We start from the raw sequence: 15,774 nt of genomic DNA, 5'->3' as shown, positions 1-15,774 counted from the left end.
TGAAATCGAGGCAGGGTCAAAGCGCTCGGTCACGCTGGACCTGCAGGCCGAAGAGGGCCTGCGCATCGCACGCGAGCTGGCGGCCGACAGCGACGTGGTCATCCAGAACTTCAAGGTCGGCGGCGCCGAGAAGCTGGGGCTGGGCTACGAGCAGCTGTCGCAGCTGAACCCGCGCCTGGTGTACTGCTCCATCTCGGGCTACTCGCGCAGCGGCCCCGAGGCCACGCGGCCCGGCTACGACCTGGTGGTGCAGGGCGAGTCCGGCATCATGGCCATGAACGGCGAGCAGGGCCAGGGCCCGCTGAAGTTCGGCGTGGCCGCCGTGGACATGTTCACGGGCATGTACTCGGCCCAGGCCATCCTGGCCGCGCTCTACGAGCGCGAGCGCAGCGGGCGCGGCCGCCATGTGCAGATGGCCCTGTACGACTGCGGCCTGATGATCACCAGCTACTACGGCATGGAGGCCTTGCTCAAGGCCGGCGACCCGCCCAAGTTCGGCAACGCCCATCCTTCCATCGTGCCCTACGGCGTGTTCGAGGCGGCCGACGGCCCGCTGGTCATCACCGTGGGCAACAACGGCCAGTTCCAGCGCTTTTGCACCGACGTCATCGCCAAGCCCGAGTGGGCCGTCGACGAGCGCTTTGCCACCAATACCGCACGCTCGGCAAACCGCGAGCTGCTGATGCCGCTGGTGCAGGCCGAGCTGCTGCGCTTCACGCGCGCCCAACTGCTCGAATGCCTGACGGCCGCGCAGATTCCCTGCGGCGAGGTGCTGGGCCTGTTCGAGGCCCTGAACTCGCAGCGTACGGCCGACGCCGGCCTGCTGCACCGCTTCGAGGACAGCGAGGCCGGCAGCCAGTCAGTGCTGGCCCCGCCCTATGCGCTGGACGGCCAGCGCCTGCCCGTGCGCCGCCCGCCGCCGCACCAGGGCGAACACACCGACGAGGTGCTGCAGCAGCGCCTGGGCCTGGACGAACAGGCCCGCGCCGCACTGCGCGCCAAAAACATCATCTGAGAGCGCGCAGACGTTCCCACCCAGACCGCTCCACGGCTCTCATTTCCACCCCTTCCCGCTTGAGGAGACATATGACGTCCACCCCCTTCCAGGCCTCGCGCCGCCAGATTCTTTCCGCCGCCTGCGCCACCGCCATCGCCACGCTGGCCCCCCGCCGCCCGGGCCCAGAGCCAGTGGCCCGACAAGCTGATCAAGCTGACCGTGGCCTTCCCGCCCGGCGGCCCCACCGACACGGCCGCGCGCATCGTCGCCCAGCGCCTGACCGAGCGCCTGGGCCAGACCATCGTCATCGACAACCGCCCCGGCGCCTCGGGCTCGGTGGGCACGGCGGCCTTCATCAAGTCGCAGCCCGACGGCTACTCGCTGTCCATGTTCGGCATGCCCGCGCTGCTGGCGCCCATGCTGTTCAACAACAACCTGTACGACGTGCGCAAGGACTTCCTGCCCGTGGCCACGGTCTATGACCTGCCCATGGCCATCGTCATCAACCCGCGCGAGCTGCCCGAGGTGACCAACCTGCAGCAGCTGATCGAGCACGCCAGGAAGGCCAAGCCGGCGCTGAACTACACCAGCTCGGGCACGGGCAGCTTCGGCCACCTGTCCATGGAGCAGCTCAAGGACCTGGGCGGCTTCGACATGCAGCACGTGCCGTACCGCGGCAGCGCGCCGGCCGTGACCGACCTGATCGGCGGCCAGATCGCCGTGATGTTCGCCGACGTGGTCGCGGCCCTGCCCCACATCCAGGCCGGCAAGCTGCGCGCCATTGCCGTCAGCTCGCAAAAGGCCAAGCAGCTGCTGCCGAACGTGAAGTCGGTGGCCGAGCAGGGCTTCCCCGGCTTCGACGCCGACACCTGGGGCGGCCTGATCGCCCCGCTGAACACGCCGCCCGCCGTGGTCCAGCGCCTGAACCAGGAGCTCAAGCTCATCCTGGCCGAGCCCGAGCTGCAAAAGAAGATGCTGGCCGCAGGCGCCATCGCCACCTACCAGGACGGCGCGGCCATGAAGGCACGCCTGAACGCCGACTTCACGCGCTGGAGCAAGATCGCCAAGGACAAGAACATCTCCTCGCAGTAAAGAACACAGAGCGCCCCACGATGCGCCTTCAGGGCATGCCGCAAGGCATGCCCTTTTTTGCGTCCGCAAATGCTCGGCGCCTGCTGTTCACTCCCGTATGGCCGCGCCTGCGGCGTGGTGGTTGCGGGGTTGCAGTCCTGCCGAAGGACAGGACTGCTTCGTGATCTGACTCGCTGCGGTTGTCTGAGCGGAGTTCACGCAGTGAACGCAGCGAGTTCCGCAGCGAACCCCGCAACCGCCACGACGCAGGTTGCCCCGTAGCGAAGCGCAGGGGTCGCGGACATCCGGGTCGCCTTCTTTGACCTGACCTTTCTTGGCGAATCAAGAAAGGGCCGTCGGCCGCCGGGCCGAGACCCGGCCTCGAAAAACAACCTCCCGGCAGGGTCAGAAAAAGCGACTCAAGCCAACGTCTGCTACGGCTTGACGCATGGGGTGCTGCCGCTCCTGAGAAGCCCGGGAGCCGACGCTTACTTGGAAAGATCCATGATCATGCGCGTGGCCAGGTACAGGCGCGGCACGATGGTGTTCAGCTGCACATACTCCGCATCATTGGAGTGCGCGCCGTAGCCGCTCAGGCCAAAGCCCTCGATGACCGCACCCTTGGCCTTGAGCGCCGCAAACGCCGCGTCGGTGCCGCCGCCCGTGGCCTTTTCCATCACGCTCATCTTCAGGCCCAGCTCATCGCTGTAGATGGTCTGCGCCTGTTTGGCCAGGCTGCGCGAGGCCTCGTTGGCCTCCAGCGGCGGGCGGCGCACTTCGAACTTGAGCTGCACCTTGCTGGCGTCCAGCAGCTTGTGGCCCACCTTGGCCTGCATGGCCTGCTCCAGCGCCGTGAAGTCGGCCACGCGCAGCGCGCGGGCGTCGGCCTGGGCCGTGGCCTCGGCGGGAATGACGTTGCGGTTGGTGCCGGCCTTGGCCACGGTCCAGTTGAGCTTGAGGCCGGTCTCGGGCTTGGACAGGTCCTTCATCTGCAGCAGCTGGTGCGACAGCTCGTACAGCGCGTTCACGCCGTCCTCGGGCTTGGCGCCCGCGTGCGAGGCCTTGCCCTCGACCTTGAGGTAGGCCGCGCCGATGCCGCTGGTGGCCAGGCGCACGCCGCCGTCGGTGCCGCCGCCTTCGAACGAGAAGACCGCATCCTGCTCGGCGCCCATGCGCGTGATGGTGCTGCGCGCGCCGGGCGAGCTGATTTCCTCGTCGCTGTTCATCAGCACGGTCAGCGTGCCGTAGTTGTCGAAGCCCAGCTGGCGCAGCATGGCCACGGTGTGCAGGATCAGGGCCACGCCCTGCTTGTCGTCGGCAATGCCCAGGCCGTAGGCGCGCTCGCCGTCGATGCGAAACGGCTGGTCCTTGAGCATGCCGCGCAGGTAGACCGTGTCCATGTGGGCGATCAGCATGATGCGGCTGGTGCCCTTGCCCTTGAACTCGGCATGCACCATGGGACCGATCTTCTCGGGCGTGTCACCCAGCCGGTAGACGTCGGTGGGCTGCAGGATCTCGACCTTGCCGCCCTGCTCGCGCAGCTTGCCGGCCACGTAGTTGGCGATCTGCTCCACGCCCTCCATGTCCTTGCTGCCCGACTCGATGTGCACCAGGTCGCGCAGCGTGTCCAGCAAGGGCTGCTGGTGCTTTTGCGCCAGCGCCTGGATATCGGCCTTGGGCGCAGCCAGGGCACTGCCGGACAGGCCGGCCATGGCAAGGGCCAGCGCCAGCGGGGCGCTGCGGAACATGAGGGAAAGCGGTGCGAAGGCGGAACGCATGGACAGGTCTCCTGTGTTGAAAAAGTTGTGCCTGCACGATAGCAGGCGCCGCGCAGGGCGCACGCAATTGCCGTGCCTGTTTTGTCCATCTCCCCGCCCAAAGCAAAGGCCCCGCAAGCCTTGGCCTGCGGGGCCTTGTGGGGAGCGAGACCCGGGATCAGCCCGCGCTCAGCGCCATGCCACCCTTCTTGCTCACGCCATCGCCCACGACCACGGCCGACACCACGCTCAGCACCAGGGCAATGGCCGATCCGTAGAACACGCCGTGGCTCATGCCATGGTCCAGCATGTAGCCGAACACCGGCGCGGCCAGGCAAAAGCCCAGGTCCAGGCCCGAGTACACCGTGCCGTAGACGCGGCCCGTGGCGCCGGGCGGGGCGGCGCGCTTGATCAGCATGTCGCGCGAAGGACCGGCCAGGCCCGTGCCCAGGCCCGCGATGGAGGCCACTGCCACGGCCGCCATGGCCGGCAGCCAGCCCGTGCCGACCAGGAACAGCGCAACGCCCGAGCCCAGCATGCAGATGGAGATCACCTTCTCCAGCCGCTGCACGCGGCCCACGAGGAAGCCGCCGGCCAGCATGCCTGCCGCGCCGCACAGCATGTAGCCCGTGACGATGAGCGCCGTCACGCTCAGCGGCAGTCCGTACATGGACTGCATGGCGGGGCTGGCAAAGCTCTGGATGGCGCTGAGCGCGCAGGTGCTCCAGAAGAAGAACGAGAAGCACAGCCAGACCGAGGGCAGCTTCAGGAAGGCCATGGGATGCTCCTGCGGCACGGCGGCCGCAGCGGCGCGCGCCGCGGGGGCCTGGGCATCGGCCGCACGGTCGTCCAGCGCCTCGCGGTTGAGCACCATGATGGTGAGGATGACGGCGGCCAGGGCCGCGCCGCACAGGCAGGCCAGGCGCCACGAGCCCGTGGCCGTGGTGATGCCCGCCATGAACAGCGGCGCCAGCGCCCAGCCGATATTGCCCGACAGGCCGTGCACCGAGAACGCATGGCCGATGCGCTTGGCCGACACGCGCTTGTTGAGGATGGTGAAGTCCACCGGGTGGAAGGGCGCATTGCCCAGGCCCGCGAAGAAGGCCGCCAGCAGCAGCATTCCATAGCCCTGTGCCAGGCTGGCGACCACGCCCGCCACGGTGAAGCTGCCCAGCGCCGCAAACAGAATGGGGCGCGCGCCGAAGCGGTCCACGGCAAAGCCGGCCATGGCCTGTCCCACGCCGGAGACCACGAAGAACAGCGACACCATCACGCTGAGTTCGGCATAGCTGTAGCCGAACTCGGCGATCAGCCACGGGAACAGCGGCGGCAGCAGCAGGTGGAAGAAATGCGAGGAACCATGCGCCAGGCCGATCAGGCCGATGGTGCGCACATCGCTGCGCAGCGGGTCCGGAGCCACGGCGTCCGGCATGGAAGAAGAAGAGGCGGTCATGGGCCGCATCTTAGGCAGCAGCGTTTCGTCTTGTATGCGATAGTCTGCCAACTTCTGTCGCAAACATGCCAAAGCCTGTCTCCACGCCCGGCACCCCTGCCCACACCCTTGCCGACACTTCTGCCGACACCCTGCCCAGCGCCTGCCCCGCAGCCGCACTGCGGTCGGTGCGCAGGGCCCGGCCGATGGAGCCGGTGGAGGCCCTGCATCCGCACCTGTTCGTCCCCACGCCCCAGCGCCCCGTGCGCGCCAAGCAGCATCGCCTGTCGGCACGCACGCGCGTCATACCGCACAGCCACAGCTGGGCACAGATCGCCATCTCGCTGGACGGCGTGCTGCACCTGTCAGCGCCCCAGGGCACGCTGATCGCCCCACCCTCCAAGGCCGTGTGGATTCCGCCCAGCCTGGTCCACGCCGTGGCCATGGTCGAGGAAGCCGATCTCGTCTCCATCTACGTGCTGCAGGACGATCCGGCCCAGGGTCCCGTACTGCCGGACCTCCCGCCCTGCGGCGTGGCCTGCAACCCGCAGGACTGGGCACGCTGCCGCGTGCTGGAGGTTTCGCCGCTGATGCGCGAGCTGATCACGGCCCTGCCCAAGCAAAGCGATGACCAGCCCGCACCCGACGCCGCCACGCTGCAGCGCGAGCACCACCTGAGCGCCCTGCTGCTGGAAGAACTGCGCCGGGCCAGCGAAGTCCACCTTGGCGTGAACATGCCCCAGGACAAACGCCTGCGCATGCTCTGCGAGGCCGTGGTGGCCGACCCCACCCAGCACGAGAGCCTGGCCGACTGGGCAGCCGACACCGGCGCCAGCCCGCGCACCGTGGCCCGGCTGTTCCAGCAGCAGTTGGGCTGCAGCTTCACCACCTGGCGCCAGCAAGTCGTGCTGGCCCACGGCCTGAGCCTGGCCGCGCGCGGCCTTCCCATACAGCAGATCGCGGCCGAGCTGGGCTACAGCCCCAGCGCCTTCAGCGCCATGGTGCACCGCACGGTGGGCATGCCTCCGGCACGGTTCTTCGGGCAGCAGGCTGGTTCCGCTGCCCACAGGGTCGGAACAGGCGCTGTATCGCGGCCGACCAGGGAATGACAGGGAGCCATCGCCTCTTCGCGATAGCTGATCCGATATAGGGTTTGCCGATAGGCAGGCCATGGAATGCGGCGGCGCCCTGCGTGCTCTTATGCCGCATGATCTCCACCGCCGAGTCGCGCTACAACCAGTGGGTGCGCGAGCACTACCGATTCCTGCTGCGCAGCGCCTGGGCGCTGACCGGCTCGCGCGCGCTGGCCGAGGACGTGGTGCAGGACTGCTTCACCAGCGCCTGGCGCTTTCGCCACCAGCTGCGCGAGGCCGCAATGGCGCGGGCCTGGCTGTTCCAGATCATGCGCCGCCATGCCTTCCGGCACCTTGCGCCATCGGCCCATCTGGTGAGCGATGACGAGGCGCTGGACCAGCATCCCGCCCCCTCCCCCTCGCCTTCGGCGCTGGACGACCGGCTCGACGTGGTCAAGGCGCTGGCGCGCATCGCGCCCATCCACCGCGAAGTGCTGGTGCTCTATTACTTCGACGACATGCCCACGGCCCAGATGGCCGAGGCCCTGGACATTGCGCCGGGCACGGTGCTGTCGCGCCTGTCACGCGCCCGCGATGCGCTGAAGGCGGTGCTGGAGCAGGCGGCCCCGGCGCCTGTTCCAGAGACTGCCAGCGTGATCCCACTGCGCCCCAACCCGCTGCGCGCCACACGATACCAAGGCTTGAAATGACTGCCCCGGACACAACCGACGAATCGGCCTTTGACCTGCGCGCACGCGCCGAACTGGCCCTGGCCTTCGACCCCGGACCGCACGGCGAGCCGCCCGCCCATCTGCTGCGCCACACGCCCTGGCATGCGCGCAGCGGCGTGCGCCGGCTGATCGCCGCGCTGCTGGTGGGCAGCTCGGCCGCCACCGCCGTGTTTGCCATGCGCCCGCCCGAGCTGGTGCGCGCCGCCATCGAGCACGAGTACTACGAGCGCACGCTGCGCGGCAGCTTCATGCCCGAGGCCGAGGTCGCGCGCCGCATGGACCTGCCGGCCGGCGAGAAGCTGCCCGGCTACACCCAGCTGATGCGGCCCTGCGACATCGACGGCACGCGCGCCTACCACCTGACCACCTTCTTCGAGAAGGGCGGCATCGTCACCGTGCTGGCCTTCGACCAGCCCCAGCGCCTGGCCGACGGCCAGGGCTGGTGGGCCAACATGCACTGGCAGGTCGTTCGCTCACGCGAAGGCCGGCCGCTGGTGCTCGTGGCCCAGAAGAAACAGGCCCTGGCCGTGGCCAGCAAGGCCCTGGGCACCCCTGCCCCATGAGACGCCGCATGACACGCCCCCTGACAACCACCACGAGGAGACAACCATGAACCACTTGCCGACATCGCCCACCTCCCCCGCCCGCCGCAGCCTGCTGGCCGGCAGTGCCAGCGCACTGGCCGCCGCAGGCCTGGCCGGCCTGCACCAGGGCGCATTGGCCCAAGCCCAAGCCCAGGCCCAGGCACCGACAGCTGCGGCAGCACCGGCCACCAAGCCCCTGCCCGGCTACGCGGGCTGGAAGAAGGCCGATGCCCTCATCGTCCACAGCTCCACCACCATAGAGACGCGGCGCGGCGCCTTCGGCACCAGCGTGATCACGCCCAGCGACCAGCTCTATGTGCGCAACAACCTGCCCACGCCGCCCGAATCCATCGTGGCCGACCGCGATGCCTGGCAGCTGCAGGTGGAGGGCGTGCGCCAGCCCCGCAGCCTCAGCGTGCGCGAGCTCAAGTCCCTGGGCCTGGAGACCGTGGCCATGGTGCTGCAGTGCTCGGGCAATGGCCGGGCCTTCTTTCCCAGCAAGCCCAGCGGCACGGCCTGGACCGTGGGTGCGGCCGGCTGCGTGGTCTGGAGCGGCGTGCCCGTGCGCGAGGTGGTCAAGGCCCTGGGCGGTGTGTCAGACGGCGGTCTCTACATGACGGGCACGGGCGGCGAGGTGCTGCCTGCGGGGCTGGACCCCAAGAGCGTCATCGTCGAGCGCTCGGTGCCGCTGTCGGCCATGGAAGACGCCCTGCTGGCCTGGGAGATGAACGGCGAGCCCATCCCGCTGGCCCATGGTGGGCCGCTGCGCCTGATCGTGCCCGGCTACACCGGCGTGAACAACATCAAGTACATCAAGCAGCTGGCCTTCACGCCGCGCGAGAGCGAGGCCCACATCATGTCCCACGGCTACCGCATCTCGCCACCCGGCAGCAAGGGCGACCCGAGCCAGCCCTCGGTGCAGGAGATGAGCGTCAAGTCCTGGATCAACTCGCCCCTGCCCGAGGACGGCGGGCAGGCCGCCGGCCTGGTGCAGATCCACGGCGTGGCCTTTGGCGGCATGGACGCCGTCAAGGGCGTGGAGGTGTCCACGGACGGCGGCAAGAGCTGGCAGGCCGCGCGCCTGGTCGGCCCCGACCTGGGCAAGTACGCCTGGCGCCAGTTCGTGCTGCAGGCGCGCCTGCCCAAGGGCACGCATGTGCTGGCCAGCCGCGCCACCGACGCGCGCGGCCGGGTCCAGCCCGAGACGCGCGGCGAAAACCAGAGTGGCTACAACAACACCAGCTGGGCCGACCACGCCGTGACCGTCACCGTGGCCTGAGCACGGCCCGCGCGTTCATCCCGCCACCCCTTCTCTTCACTGCCGTCACTTCCCGCACACGGCGCCAGACCGTGGCGGGCCCGTACCCCCATTGCCATGTTCACGATGAAACACCTGATCCACACCGCCCTGCTGGGCAGCTCTTTGCTCGGCAGCGCCCTGCTGTCCGCCCCCGCCTTTGCCGATGAAGCGGCCCAGATGGCCCTGGGCAAGAAGCTGTTCTCCACGGCCACGCCTGCCTGCGCGCTGTGCCACACGCTCAAGGACGCGGGCGCCGAGGGCGCCATCGGCCCCGTGCTCGACGAGCTCAAGCCCGATGCCGCGCGCGTGGCCCGCGCCCTGCGCGACGGCATAGGTGCCATGCCCTCGTTCAAGGCCACGCTCAGCGAGGCCGAGATCGCCGCGCTGTCGCTCTACGTGAGCAAGGCCAGCGCGAAGAAGTAGAGGCAGGCCGCCGTGCTCAGTCCCGCACGGCGCCCGGGCGGCGGCGCTGCCGCCAGGCAGCCAGCCCGCCCAGCATCAGGGCCAGGCCAGCCAGGCCCGCCGTGCCCAGCGCGGGAATCTGCTGCACCCCTGTGGCACCCGCCAGGCGTGACTGCAGATACCAGTGGCTGCCCACCTGCACCAGCTGGTAGCTGTAGCCTCCGGCCTGCAGCGGCGCCGCCAGCACGAAGGCACCTGCAGGCGATGCCGCACCATTGACCTGCACGACCAAAATACCGTTGCCCGCGGTCGCCGCGCCCAGGCCTGCGGCGTTGGCAATGTCCAGGCGCGTGGGCGCACCTGCCGTCACGCTGCCGTTCACCACCAGGCGGTCACTGGGCGACGCTTCATTGCCCAGTTGCGTGGCCATGGCCAGCACGCCGCCGCCGCTGTAGTTGCCTGTCACGCTCAGCGTGGTGCCGGGTACGGCCGGAGCACCGTTCCGGGGAAGGCGCACCGTGCCCGCGTTCACCAGGCTGGCCACGGTCTGGGCCAGGCCGTCGAGATCCAGCACGCCCGAAGCCTGCACCTCATGAGCCGAAACGCTGGTCAGCACATTGGCAGCGCCGGCACGCAGACTGCCGCCCTGGACCGTGGTGGCGCCGCCGTAGCTGCCGGCAGCTTCCAGCACCAGCGTGCCGGTGCCGGCCTTGGCCAGGCCACCCGGGCCGGACAGCACCAATGCCACCGTCGCCGTCGCGCCGCTGGCCACGTTGACCGTGTTGGCTCCCGCGCCCTGCAATCCCAGGGTCGCACCCTGGAGGCGGTAGCCATCGACATCGAACTGCATGCCGGTAATGCCGATGGCCCCCGCACCGGCATCCGCCGTCACCACACCGGCCACGCCCTGGAACCGGGCCACGGTGGGGTTGGGTTGATAAGGGCCGTTGAGCGCGCCGCCCGCGCCGGTCCAGTTGCGGCCATCGGCGCGCCAGACGCCCGTGCCGCCGTTTACCACGTTGTTGTCCCTGAGCGCGGCATTGCCACCATCCCAATAGCCCAGGGCCACGCCGACCGTGGAGAGCAGGTTCACCTGCCCGGGCACCGAAGTCTGCAGGGTCAGGTTGTCCGCCACCACGCCTGCGGGCAGCGCGCCGAAGGCCAGGCTCCCGGCCAGCGTGCCGCGATAGTCGAACAGCCGGTACACGCCTGCGCCAAAGCCGCCCAGGTCATTGATGCCAAGCGTGCCGCCCAGCGTGAGATTGCCGTTCACATCGAACAAGGCCGTGGCCGAAGGCGCTCCCAGGCCCGCCTGTACCACCGCACCGCTGCCCAGCGTGGCCAGGCCTGCAACGCTGAGCTTGCGGCCTTGCTGGCCCAGCAGCACGCCGCCGGCGGTCTGGTCCAGGTCGCCAGAGACCGTGCCCGCCCCGGTCACCACGCCGGAGCCGCTGGCCGTGACGGTGCCGCCCTGCGTGCCATCGACATCCAGCTGCCCGCCCGTGACCGACGCCGTGCCGCCAAGCGCATTGGCGACCACCAGCCGCCCCCCGGAGACCGCGGTGCGGCCCGAGAAACCGGAACTGTCGGCCGACAGCGTGGTCGTGCCGGCCTGATGGGTGATGCGGTGCGTGCCGGGATCGACGCTGAACAGCGCAAGCGCAAAGCCCAGGTTGGCACCCGTGTGGTTGAAATGCAGGGTGCCGGTCCCAAGGCTGAAGTCGATGCGGGCCGCATCGACCACGCCGGGCGCCATGGCGGCGTCGGCCGGTCCACCGCCCACCTGGAGGGTTCCGACAGCGCCCGGGTCAGCATCCATGGTGATGGTCCTGGCGCCCCCCTGCACAGACAGCGCACCACCATCGCGCACGGTGACCGTGCCCGTTCCGTTGAAGCTGGTGAAGAAATCCTGGGTGCTGCGCCAGGCCGAGCCTGTTCCACTGATCGTCGCCGTGCCCACGCCTTCAGGGACATCGCCCAAAGCACCCACCACACCTGACACCACGCCCCCATCTTCGACCTTCAAGGTGCCTGTGCCCCTGCCACCAATCACGAGATTGCCTGAACCGTTCCACGTGGAACCCGGGCCCCGGACGGTGACCGTGCCATTGCTGCCCAGGTCGTAGCCCACGGTGCCGACCCCGGAGTGGGTCACTGAGCCTCCGCTGTCCATGGTGAGCGTTCCCGTGCCCGTACTGCCGACGTGCAGCGTGGTGCCCGCATTCCAGCTGGGCGAGGGGTTGGGCACCTGGACAGGCACCACATCGCCGGTGGACGTGACCGTCTGGGCCTGCGCCTGGGTGCAGCACAAGGCCACGCCCCATGCCAGGATTTTCAACACGGACCGAGGGGGCACAGGCAGCGAAGAAGAAGGCGAACGCATGCGGCTGCGGGCCGTGCATGCACGAGACAGTTCCATATCCATCTTGGCGATCTTTGTGTTTGTCATCTGCACCGCAGCCTGGCGCAGCAGATGGGTCAAGACTTGCAGGGCCTGCATCTGTGGATGGCAGGCACAGCAAGTCTTGCGCACGTACACAAAGAGTCAATTCCGGGGAGCATGGAGAGCCTGCCTTTCTCCTGTAAGACAAAGGCGCGAAGTGTGTGGGCCCGCCGTCCGGACTCAGTGCCTGGCCCGGCCGTGCAACGCCACGGCTGGAGCGGCACAGGCTCTCATCGGCGCTGCTGCAGTTCCCGCCGCGCCTTCTCGTAAGGCGTTTCCTCGGGCTCGGGAACATGCACCACGGCCTCGCCGGCACCGCCCAGCGGCATGCGGTAGACCCAGAGGCTGTGCCGGCCCGGGCCCTGGCGCTGCCAGGAGGGCTCCACGCCGGGCAGCGCAAAGTCCAGGCTGATCAGCCAGGCGCCCTCAGGCAGCTCCGTGGCGGCCTTGACGGCCGCACGGCCCATGCTTTCGGGGCGCTGGAACAGGTAGACCATCTGGTACCCGCTCCAGTCGGCCAGCCAGATGTCGGCACGGCGCACGCGGGCCCAGGGGCAGCGCAGCGCGCACAGCCAGCGCAGCGGCCAGCTCCACTCCATGCCGTTGAGCCGCGCCTGCGGGTACTGCCCGCGCAGCGCGCACAGGCCGTCGCCCAGGCCGCAACCGGCATCGAGCACGGCGGCGCCATCGGGCAGCGGCGCGGCATCGGCCAGGCCTTGCAGCGCATCGGCGGGCGTGGGAAACAGCGGCGCATCGCGCCAGGCGTTGAGCGGGTAGACCAGGGTCAGCAGACCCAGCGCCGCCAGCCACAGCCAGGGGCTGATGGCGGCCAGGCCGCCCGGCCCCCACAGCATCAGGCATGACAGCGGAAAGCCCGCCGCCACGGCCAGGCGCCGCCACCAGGGCGTGGCCAGCAGGCTGGCGAGCACGCCCAAAAAACAGGCCGCCAGCCAGGCGGCCAGCGGCCCTAGGGTCGATTGCAGCGCGGCGTAGACAAGCCAGGCGCCCGCCCAGGCAAGAAGGGCCGGGGCCGGCCAGGGAAGGCGCCGCATGTCAGAGCCTCATTGCGCGACGCGCCTCCCACAGCCCATGAAACGAGCGCGACCTATGCGCCCGAAACGCCCCAAACCAGGGACAGCGAGCAAGGGCCGCCCCGCAGCGAGGCTGTCGTCCCCCTCCCGCAGGAGAGGGGGAAGGCGCGAAGCGACTCAGGGGGTGCTGCATCTCATTGCTGTTGCAGTGCTTGCGAGGTGGCACGGTCGAGGCGGCCGGTCTGCGGCAGGCTCTGGTCGCGCTGGAACTCGCGCAGGGCGTTCTGGGTGTTCTTGCCCATGGAGCCGTCAGGCGTGCCTGCGGTGTAGCCCAGAGCGTTGAGCTTTTGCTGGGCCGCGCGCAGCGACATGCCGGCGGCATTGGCGCCCGGAGCCGATGTCTGCGACGGTGCGGCACCGCCGTCCACGCCCAGGCGTCCACCGCCGCCCAGGCCCTGGCCCTTGACGGTCTGCGCCTTGTAGTTGCGCAGCGAGCGCACCATCTGGTTGTAGGCGTCCATGAAGGCGGCGGCGATCACCTTGCCTTCGGCCGTGCGTGTGTAGCCGCCCAGCGAGGCGCCGGCGGAGCCGCCGAACAGCGCGCCCATGCCGCCCCAGTCGGTCTTGGAGGACGAGCCTTCGGAAGCCGACACCTGCACGCCCGAGCGGTTGTCCACCAGGGCCAGCATGACCGAGGCCTCGCGGGTCTTGGTGGCTGCAGCCAGCGCGCCGAAGATGCCGCCTGCGCGGCCGCCGATGGCGCCGCCCATGCCACCGGCATCGCTCTGGTTGAAGATCACTTCGGGGGACAGGCCGTAGTCGGAGGCCACCATCTGACCCTTGCCCAGGTTGCTGCCGCCACGCATTTCGCCCGAGTCCATCAGCGCGCGTTCACGCGCCATGGCGCCCATGCCGGCCGCGCCGCGTTCCACGACGATGAAGCAGTTGGACTGCTGGATCATCAGGCGCAGCAGCTGCGAGGTGGGCGGCAGGCGGTACTGCTGGGTGAGGATGGTGTACCAGCCCGCGGTCTGGTTCTCGACCAGGGAGATGGTGCCCAGCGAGGAGTCGCAACGCTCCAGCTCGGTGTTGGCGTTCTCGGCGCTGGCACCGCCTGCGGCGCCCGTGGCCACGGTCTTGGCTTCCGGCGAACCCATGCGCATGTCGGTGGTCACGCAGCCGGTCAGCGCCACGGCAGCGATGGCAGTCAGGGCAAGATACTTCTTCACGTTGTAATCCTCTTGGTCTGGTCTAGGTGAATCAGCGCCAGGGCAATGGGCGTTCACGCACTGGCAGCGTCGCCAGTCAGCGATTACACACAATTACCCCGCATAACAGCGCGCAAATATACCGGGATTCACCCTTGCGAAAAAGCGCTGCTTTGCTGGAGAACGACAGATCACAGACGGTTACAAGCTGTTGTCATCACTCGGGTGCATCGCCGCGCAAACGTTCGATCAGCCCGTTGAGCGCATCGAGCGAGCCGAACTGGATCGCCACTTCGCCCATTTCCTGCAGCTTGCCGCCCCGGCGCACGGACTTCTTGATGCGCACTTCGACATCGGCCATGAGCAGGTCGGACAGCTCTTCTTCCACGCGCTTGATGTCGCGCGACTTGCCGTCCTTCTTGGACTTCTGGCGCACCAGGCTGAAGTCGGCGCCGATCTTCTTGACCAGGGCCTCGGCCTCCCGCACCGACAGCTTCTTGGCCGCGATCTGGTTGCCGGCCGTGATCTGGGCCGCGCGGTCCAGCGACAGCAGGGCGCGCGCATGGCCCATGTCGATGTCGCCGGCCATGAGCATGGTCTGCACCGGGTCGGCCAGGTTGAGCAGGCGCAGGATGTTGGTGGCCGCGCTGCGCGAGCGTCCCACGGCCTGGGCCGCCTGCTCGTGCGTGAGGCCGAATTCCTTGACCAGGCGCGACAGGCCCTGGGCCTCTTCCAGCGGGTTCAGGTCCTCGCGCTGGATGTTCTCGATCAGCGCCATCGCGGCGGCGGCCTCGTCGGGCACCTCGCGCACCAGCACCGGCACCTCGGCCAGGCCGGCGATGCGGGCCGCACGGAAGCGCCGCTCGCCCGCGATGATTTCGTACTTGCCGGCATGGTCGCCCTTGGCCAGGCGGCGCACCAGGATGGGCTGCATGATGCCCTGGGCCTTGATGCTTTCGGCCAGCTCGTAGAGCGCGCCCTCGTCCATGTGGGTGCGCGGCTGGTACTGGCCGGGCACCATGACGTCGAGCTGCAGGATGCTGGGCAGGCCGGTCTCGGCCACCGGGCCACCGCCCTCTTCCTTGTCGTGGACCTTGGGTCCGAGCAGGGCTTCCAGCCCGCGTCCCAGTCCCTTGGGTTTCTTGGTCACCATGGTGTTGTCCTTGTCAAAGCGATGCCAGCAGCGCGTGTCCGCTGTCCCAGTCGCCCAGCCCGCTGGCCGTGTTGAGATGGCCCGAAGGCCCTGCGTCGACGAAGCGTGCGCCCCAGGCATCGGCCATGGCTTGCACGCGCTGGGCGCTGCAGTAAATGTCGTTGTCGCTGCCGACCACGATGGAGGCAAACGGCAGGCGTTGCATCATCACGGGCGACCAGCCGGGCAATTGCTCGCGCAGCTGGGGCTGCTCGGTATCGCCGGGGGCCACCAGCAGCGCACCACGCACCTTGCGGGCGGCCAGCGGCGAATGCGCCGCCCACCAGGCCACAAGGATGCAGCCCAGGCTGTGCGCCACCAGCACCACGGGGCGCGGCGCGTCGAGCACCGTCTCCTGCAGCCTGGCGCTCCAGTCGCCGCGCAGCGGGCGGTCCCAGTCGTTTTGCTCCAGGCGGCGGTAGCCGTGGCGCTGCTCCCAGCGGCTTTGCCAGTGGTCGGCGTCCGAGTTCTGCCAGCCTGGCAGCAGCCAGACGTCCTCGGCGGCCCACCCGGTCGGCACGCCCTGCCCTGCCGCTTCATGTGAACCTTGCAT

General features: G+C 69.2%; 13 protein-coding genes and 1 pseudogene. 7 read left to right on the top strand and 7 right to left on the bottom strand.

The window, feature by feature from the left end:
- A partial coding sequence (locus KDK82_RS24030; RefSeq protein WP_088166431.1) for a CaiB/BaiF CoA-transferase family protein occupies positions 1–1,015 on the top strand: 1,015 nt, incomplete at its 5' end.
- Positions 1,016–1,086: 71 nt separating this feature from the next.
- A pseudogene (locus KDK82_RS24025) lies at positions 1,087–2,089 on the top strand (Bug family tripartite tricarboxylate transporter substrate binding protein).
- A 467-nt stretch (positions 2,090–2,556) separates the two neighbouring features.
- Here KDK82_RS24025 and KDK82_RS24020 read toward each other — a convergent pair.
- A complete protein-coding gene (locus tag KDK82_RS24020; protein WP_012202000.1) occupies positions 2,557–3,846 on the bottom strand; it encodes a M20/M25/M40 family metallo-hydrolase in 1,290 nt (429 codons plus the stop codon).
- 157 nt (positions 3,847–4,003) lie between these two features.
- Entirely contained in the window at positions 4,004–5,278 is a 1,275-nt protein-coding gene (locus tag KDK82_RS24015) for an MFS transporter (protein WP_043795639.1), read from the bottom strand.
- 65 nt (positions 5,279–5,343) lie between these two features.
- On the opposite strand from KDK82_RS24015, the gene KDK82_RS24010 reads away from it, so the two are divergent.
- The 5 genes from KDK82_RS24010 to KDK82_RS23990 all read left to right on the top strand — a co-directional run bounded on the left by KDK82_RS24010 (position 5,344) and on the right by KDK82_RS23990 (position 9,368).
- A complete protein-coding gene (locus KDK82_RS24010; protein ID WP_088166430.1) occupies positions 5,344–6,366 on the top strand; it encodes a helix-turn-helix domain-containing protein in 1,023 nt (340 codons plus the stop codon).
- A 98-nt stretch (positions 6,367–6,464) separates the two neighbouring features.
- Positions 6,465–7,040, top strand: a complete 576-nt coding sequence (locus KDK82_RS24005) for an RNA polymerase sigma factor (RefSeq protein WP_088166429.1) — start codon at positions 6,465–6,467, stop codon at positions 7,038–7,040.
- On the top strand, positions 7,037–7,624 hold the full coding sequence (locus KDK82_RS24000; protein WP_012201996.1) for a hypothetical protein: 588 nt from the start codon (positions 7,037–7,039) through the stop codon (positions 7,622–7,624). Before KDK82_RS24005 ends, KDK82_RS24000 begins: the two co-directional genes overlap by 4 nt.
- Before the next feature lie 46 nt (positions 7,625–7,670).
- Entirely contained in the window at positions 7,671–8,924 is a 1,254-nt protein-coding gene (locus tag KDK82_RS23995) for a sulfite oxidase (protein ID WP_088166428.1), read from the top strand.
- A gap of 96 nt (positions 8,925–9,020) precedes the next feature.
- A complete protein-coding gene (locus tag KDK82_RS23990; RefSeq protein ID WP_088166427.1) occupies positions 9,021–9,368 on the top strand; it encodes a cytochrome c in 348 nt (115 codons plus the stop codon).
- 16 nt (positions 9,369–9,384) lie between these two features.
- Here KDK82_RS23990 and KDK82_RS23985 read toward each other — a convergent pair whose 3' ends face one another.
- The 5 genes from KDK82_RS23985 to KDK82_RS23965 all read right to left on the bottom strand — a co-directional run bounded on the left by KDK82_RS23985 (position 9,385) and on the right by KDK82_RS23965 (position 15,774).
- Entirely contained in the window at positions 9,385–11,796 is a 2,412-nt protein-coding gene (locus KDK82_RS23985) for an IPTL-CTERM sorting domain-containing protein (protein ID WP_179217970.1), read from the bottom strand.
- Between the two features lie 224 nt (positions 11,797–12,020).
- Positions 12,021–12,842 (bottom strand): methyltransferase type 12, encoded by an 822-nt coding sequence (locus tag KDK82_RS23980; protein WP_088166425.1) that lies wholly within the window; start codon positions 12,840–12,842, stop codon positions 12,021–12,023.
- A 173-nt stretch (positions 12,843–13,015) separates the two neighbouring features.
- The gene (locus tag KDK82_RS23975; RefSeq protein ID WP_013799966.1) at positions 13,016–14,050 is read right to left on the bottom strand and encodes a peptidoglycan-binding domain-containing protein; all 1,035 of its coding nucleotides are present in this window, start codon (positions 14,048–14,050) and stop codon (positions 13,016–13,018) included.
- Between the two features lie 196 nt (positions 14,051–14,246).
- Positions 14,247–15,182, bottom strand: coding sequence for a ParB/RepB/Spo0J family partition protein (locus KDK82_RS23970; RefSeq protein WP_013799965.1), 936 nt, complete (start codon positions 15,180–15,182; stop codon positions 14,247–14,249).
- A 13-nt stretch (positions 15,183–15,195) separates the two neighbouring features.
- Positions 15,196–15,774 carry an alpha/beta hydrolase gene (locus KDK82_RS23965; RefSeq protein ID WP_071953952.1) on the bottom strand — a complete coding sequence of 193 codons (579 nt, stop codon included), beginning with the start codon at positions 15,772–15,774 and terminating at the stop codon, positions 15,196–15,198.

Source organism: Delftia sp. K82 (assembly GCF_002193035.1).
In the GTDB taxonomy this organism is placed as follows: domain Bacteria; phylum Pseudomonadota; class Gammaproteobacteria; order Burkholderiales; family Burkholderiaceae_C; genus Comamonas; species Comamonas acidovorans.
This window is presented reverse-complemented; position numbering and strand designations above follow the sequence as displayed.

Bases quoted from the DNA above. Each gene is read 5' to 3' on its own strand.
- KDK82_RS23995 (WP_088166428.1), top strand. From the start codon at position 7,671: ATGAACCACTTGCCGACATCGCCCACCTCCCCCGCCCGCCGCAGCCTG.
- KDK82_RS24000 (WP_012201996.1), top strand. From the start codon at position 7,037: ATGACTGCCCCGGACACAACCGACGAATCGGCCTTTGACCTGCGCGCA.
- KDK82_RS23965 (WP_071953952.1), bottom strand. From the start codon at position 15,774: ATGCAAGGTTCACATGAAGCGGCAGGGCAGGGCGTGCCGACCGGGTGG.
- KDK82_RS24020 (WP_012202000.1), bottom strand. From the start codon at position 3,846: ATGCGTTCCGCCTTCGCACCGCTTTCCCTCATGTTCCGCAGCGCCCCG.
- KDK82_RS23970 (WP_013799965.1), bottom strand. From the start codon at position 15,182: ATGGTGACCAAGAAACCCAAGGGACTGGGACGCGGGCTGGAAGCCCTG.
- KDK82_RS23980 (WP_088166425.1), bottom strand. From the start codon at position 12,842: ATGCGGCGCCTTCCCTGGCCGGCCCCGGCCCTTCTTGCCTGGGCGGGC.
- KDK82_RS23990 (WP_088166427.1), top strand. From the start codon at position 9,021: ATGTTCACGATGAAACACCTGATCCACACCGCCCTGCTGGGCAGCTCT.
- KDK82_RS23985 (WP_179217970.1), bottom strand. From the start codon at position 11,796: ATGACAAACACAAAGATCGCCAAGATGGATATGGAACTGTCTCGTGCA.
- KDK82_RS24005 (WP_088166429.1), top strand. From the start codon at position 6,465: ATGATCTCCACCGCCGAGTCGCGCTACAACCAGTGGGTGCGCGAGCAC.
- KDK82_RS24015 (WP_043795639.1), bottom strand. From the start codon at position 5,278: ATGACCGCCTCTTCTTCTTCCATGCCGGACGCCGTGGCTCCGGACCCG.
- KDK82_RS24010 (WP_088166430.1), top strand. From the start codon at position 5,344: ATGCCAAAGCCTGTCTCCACGCCCGGCACCCCTGCCCACACCCTTGCC.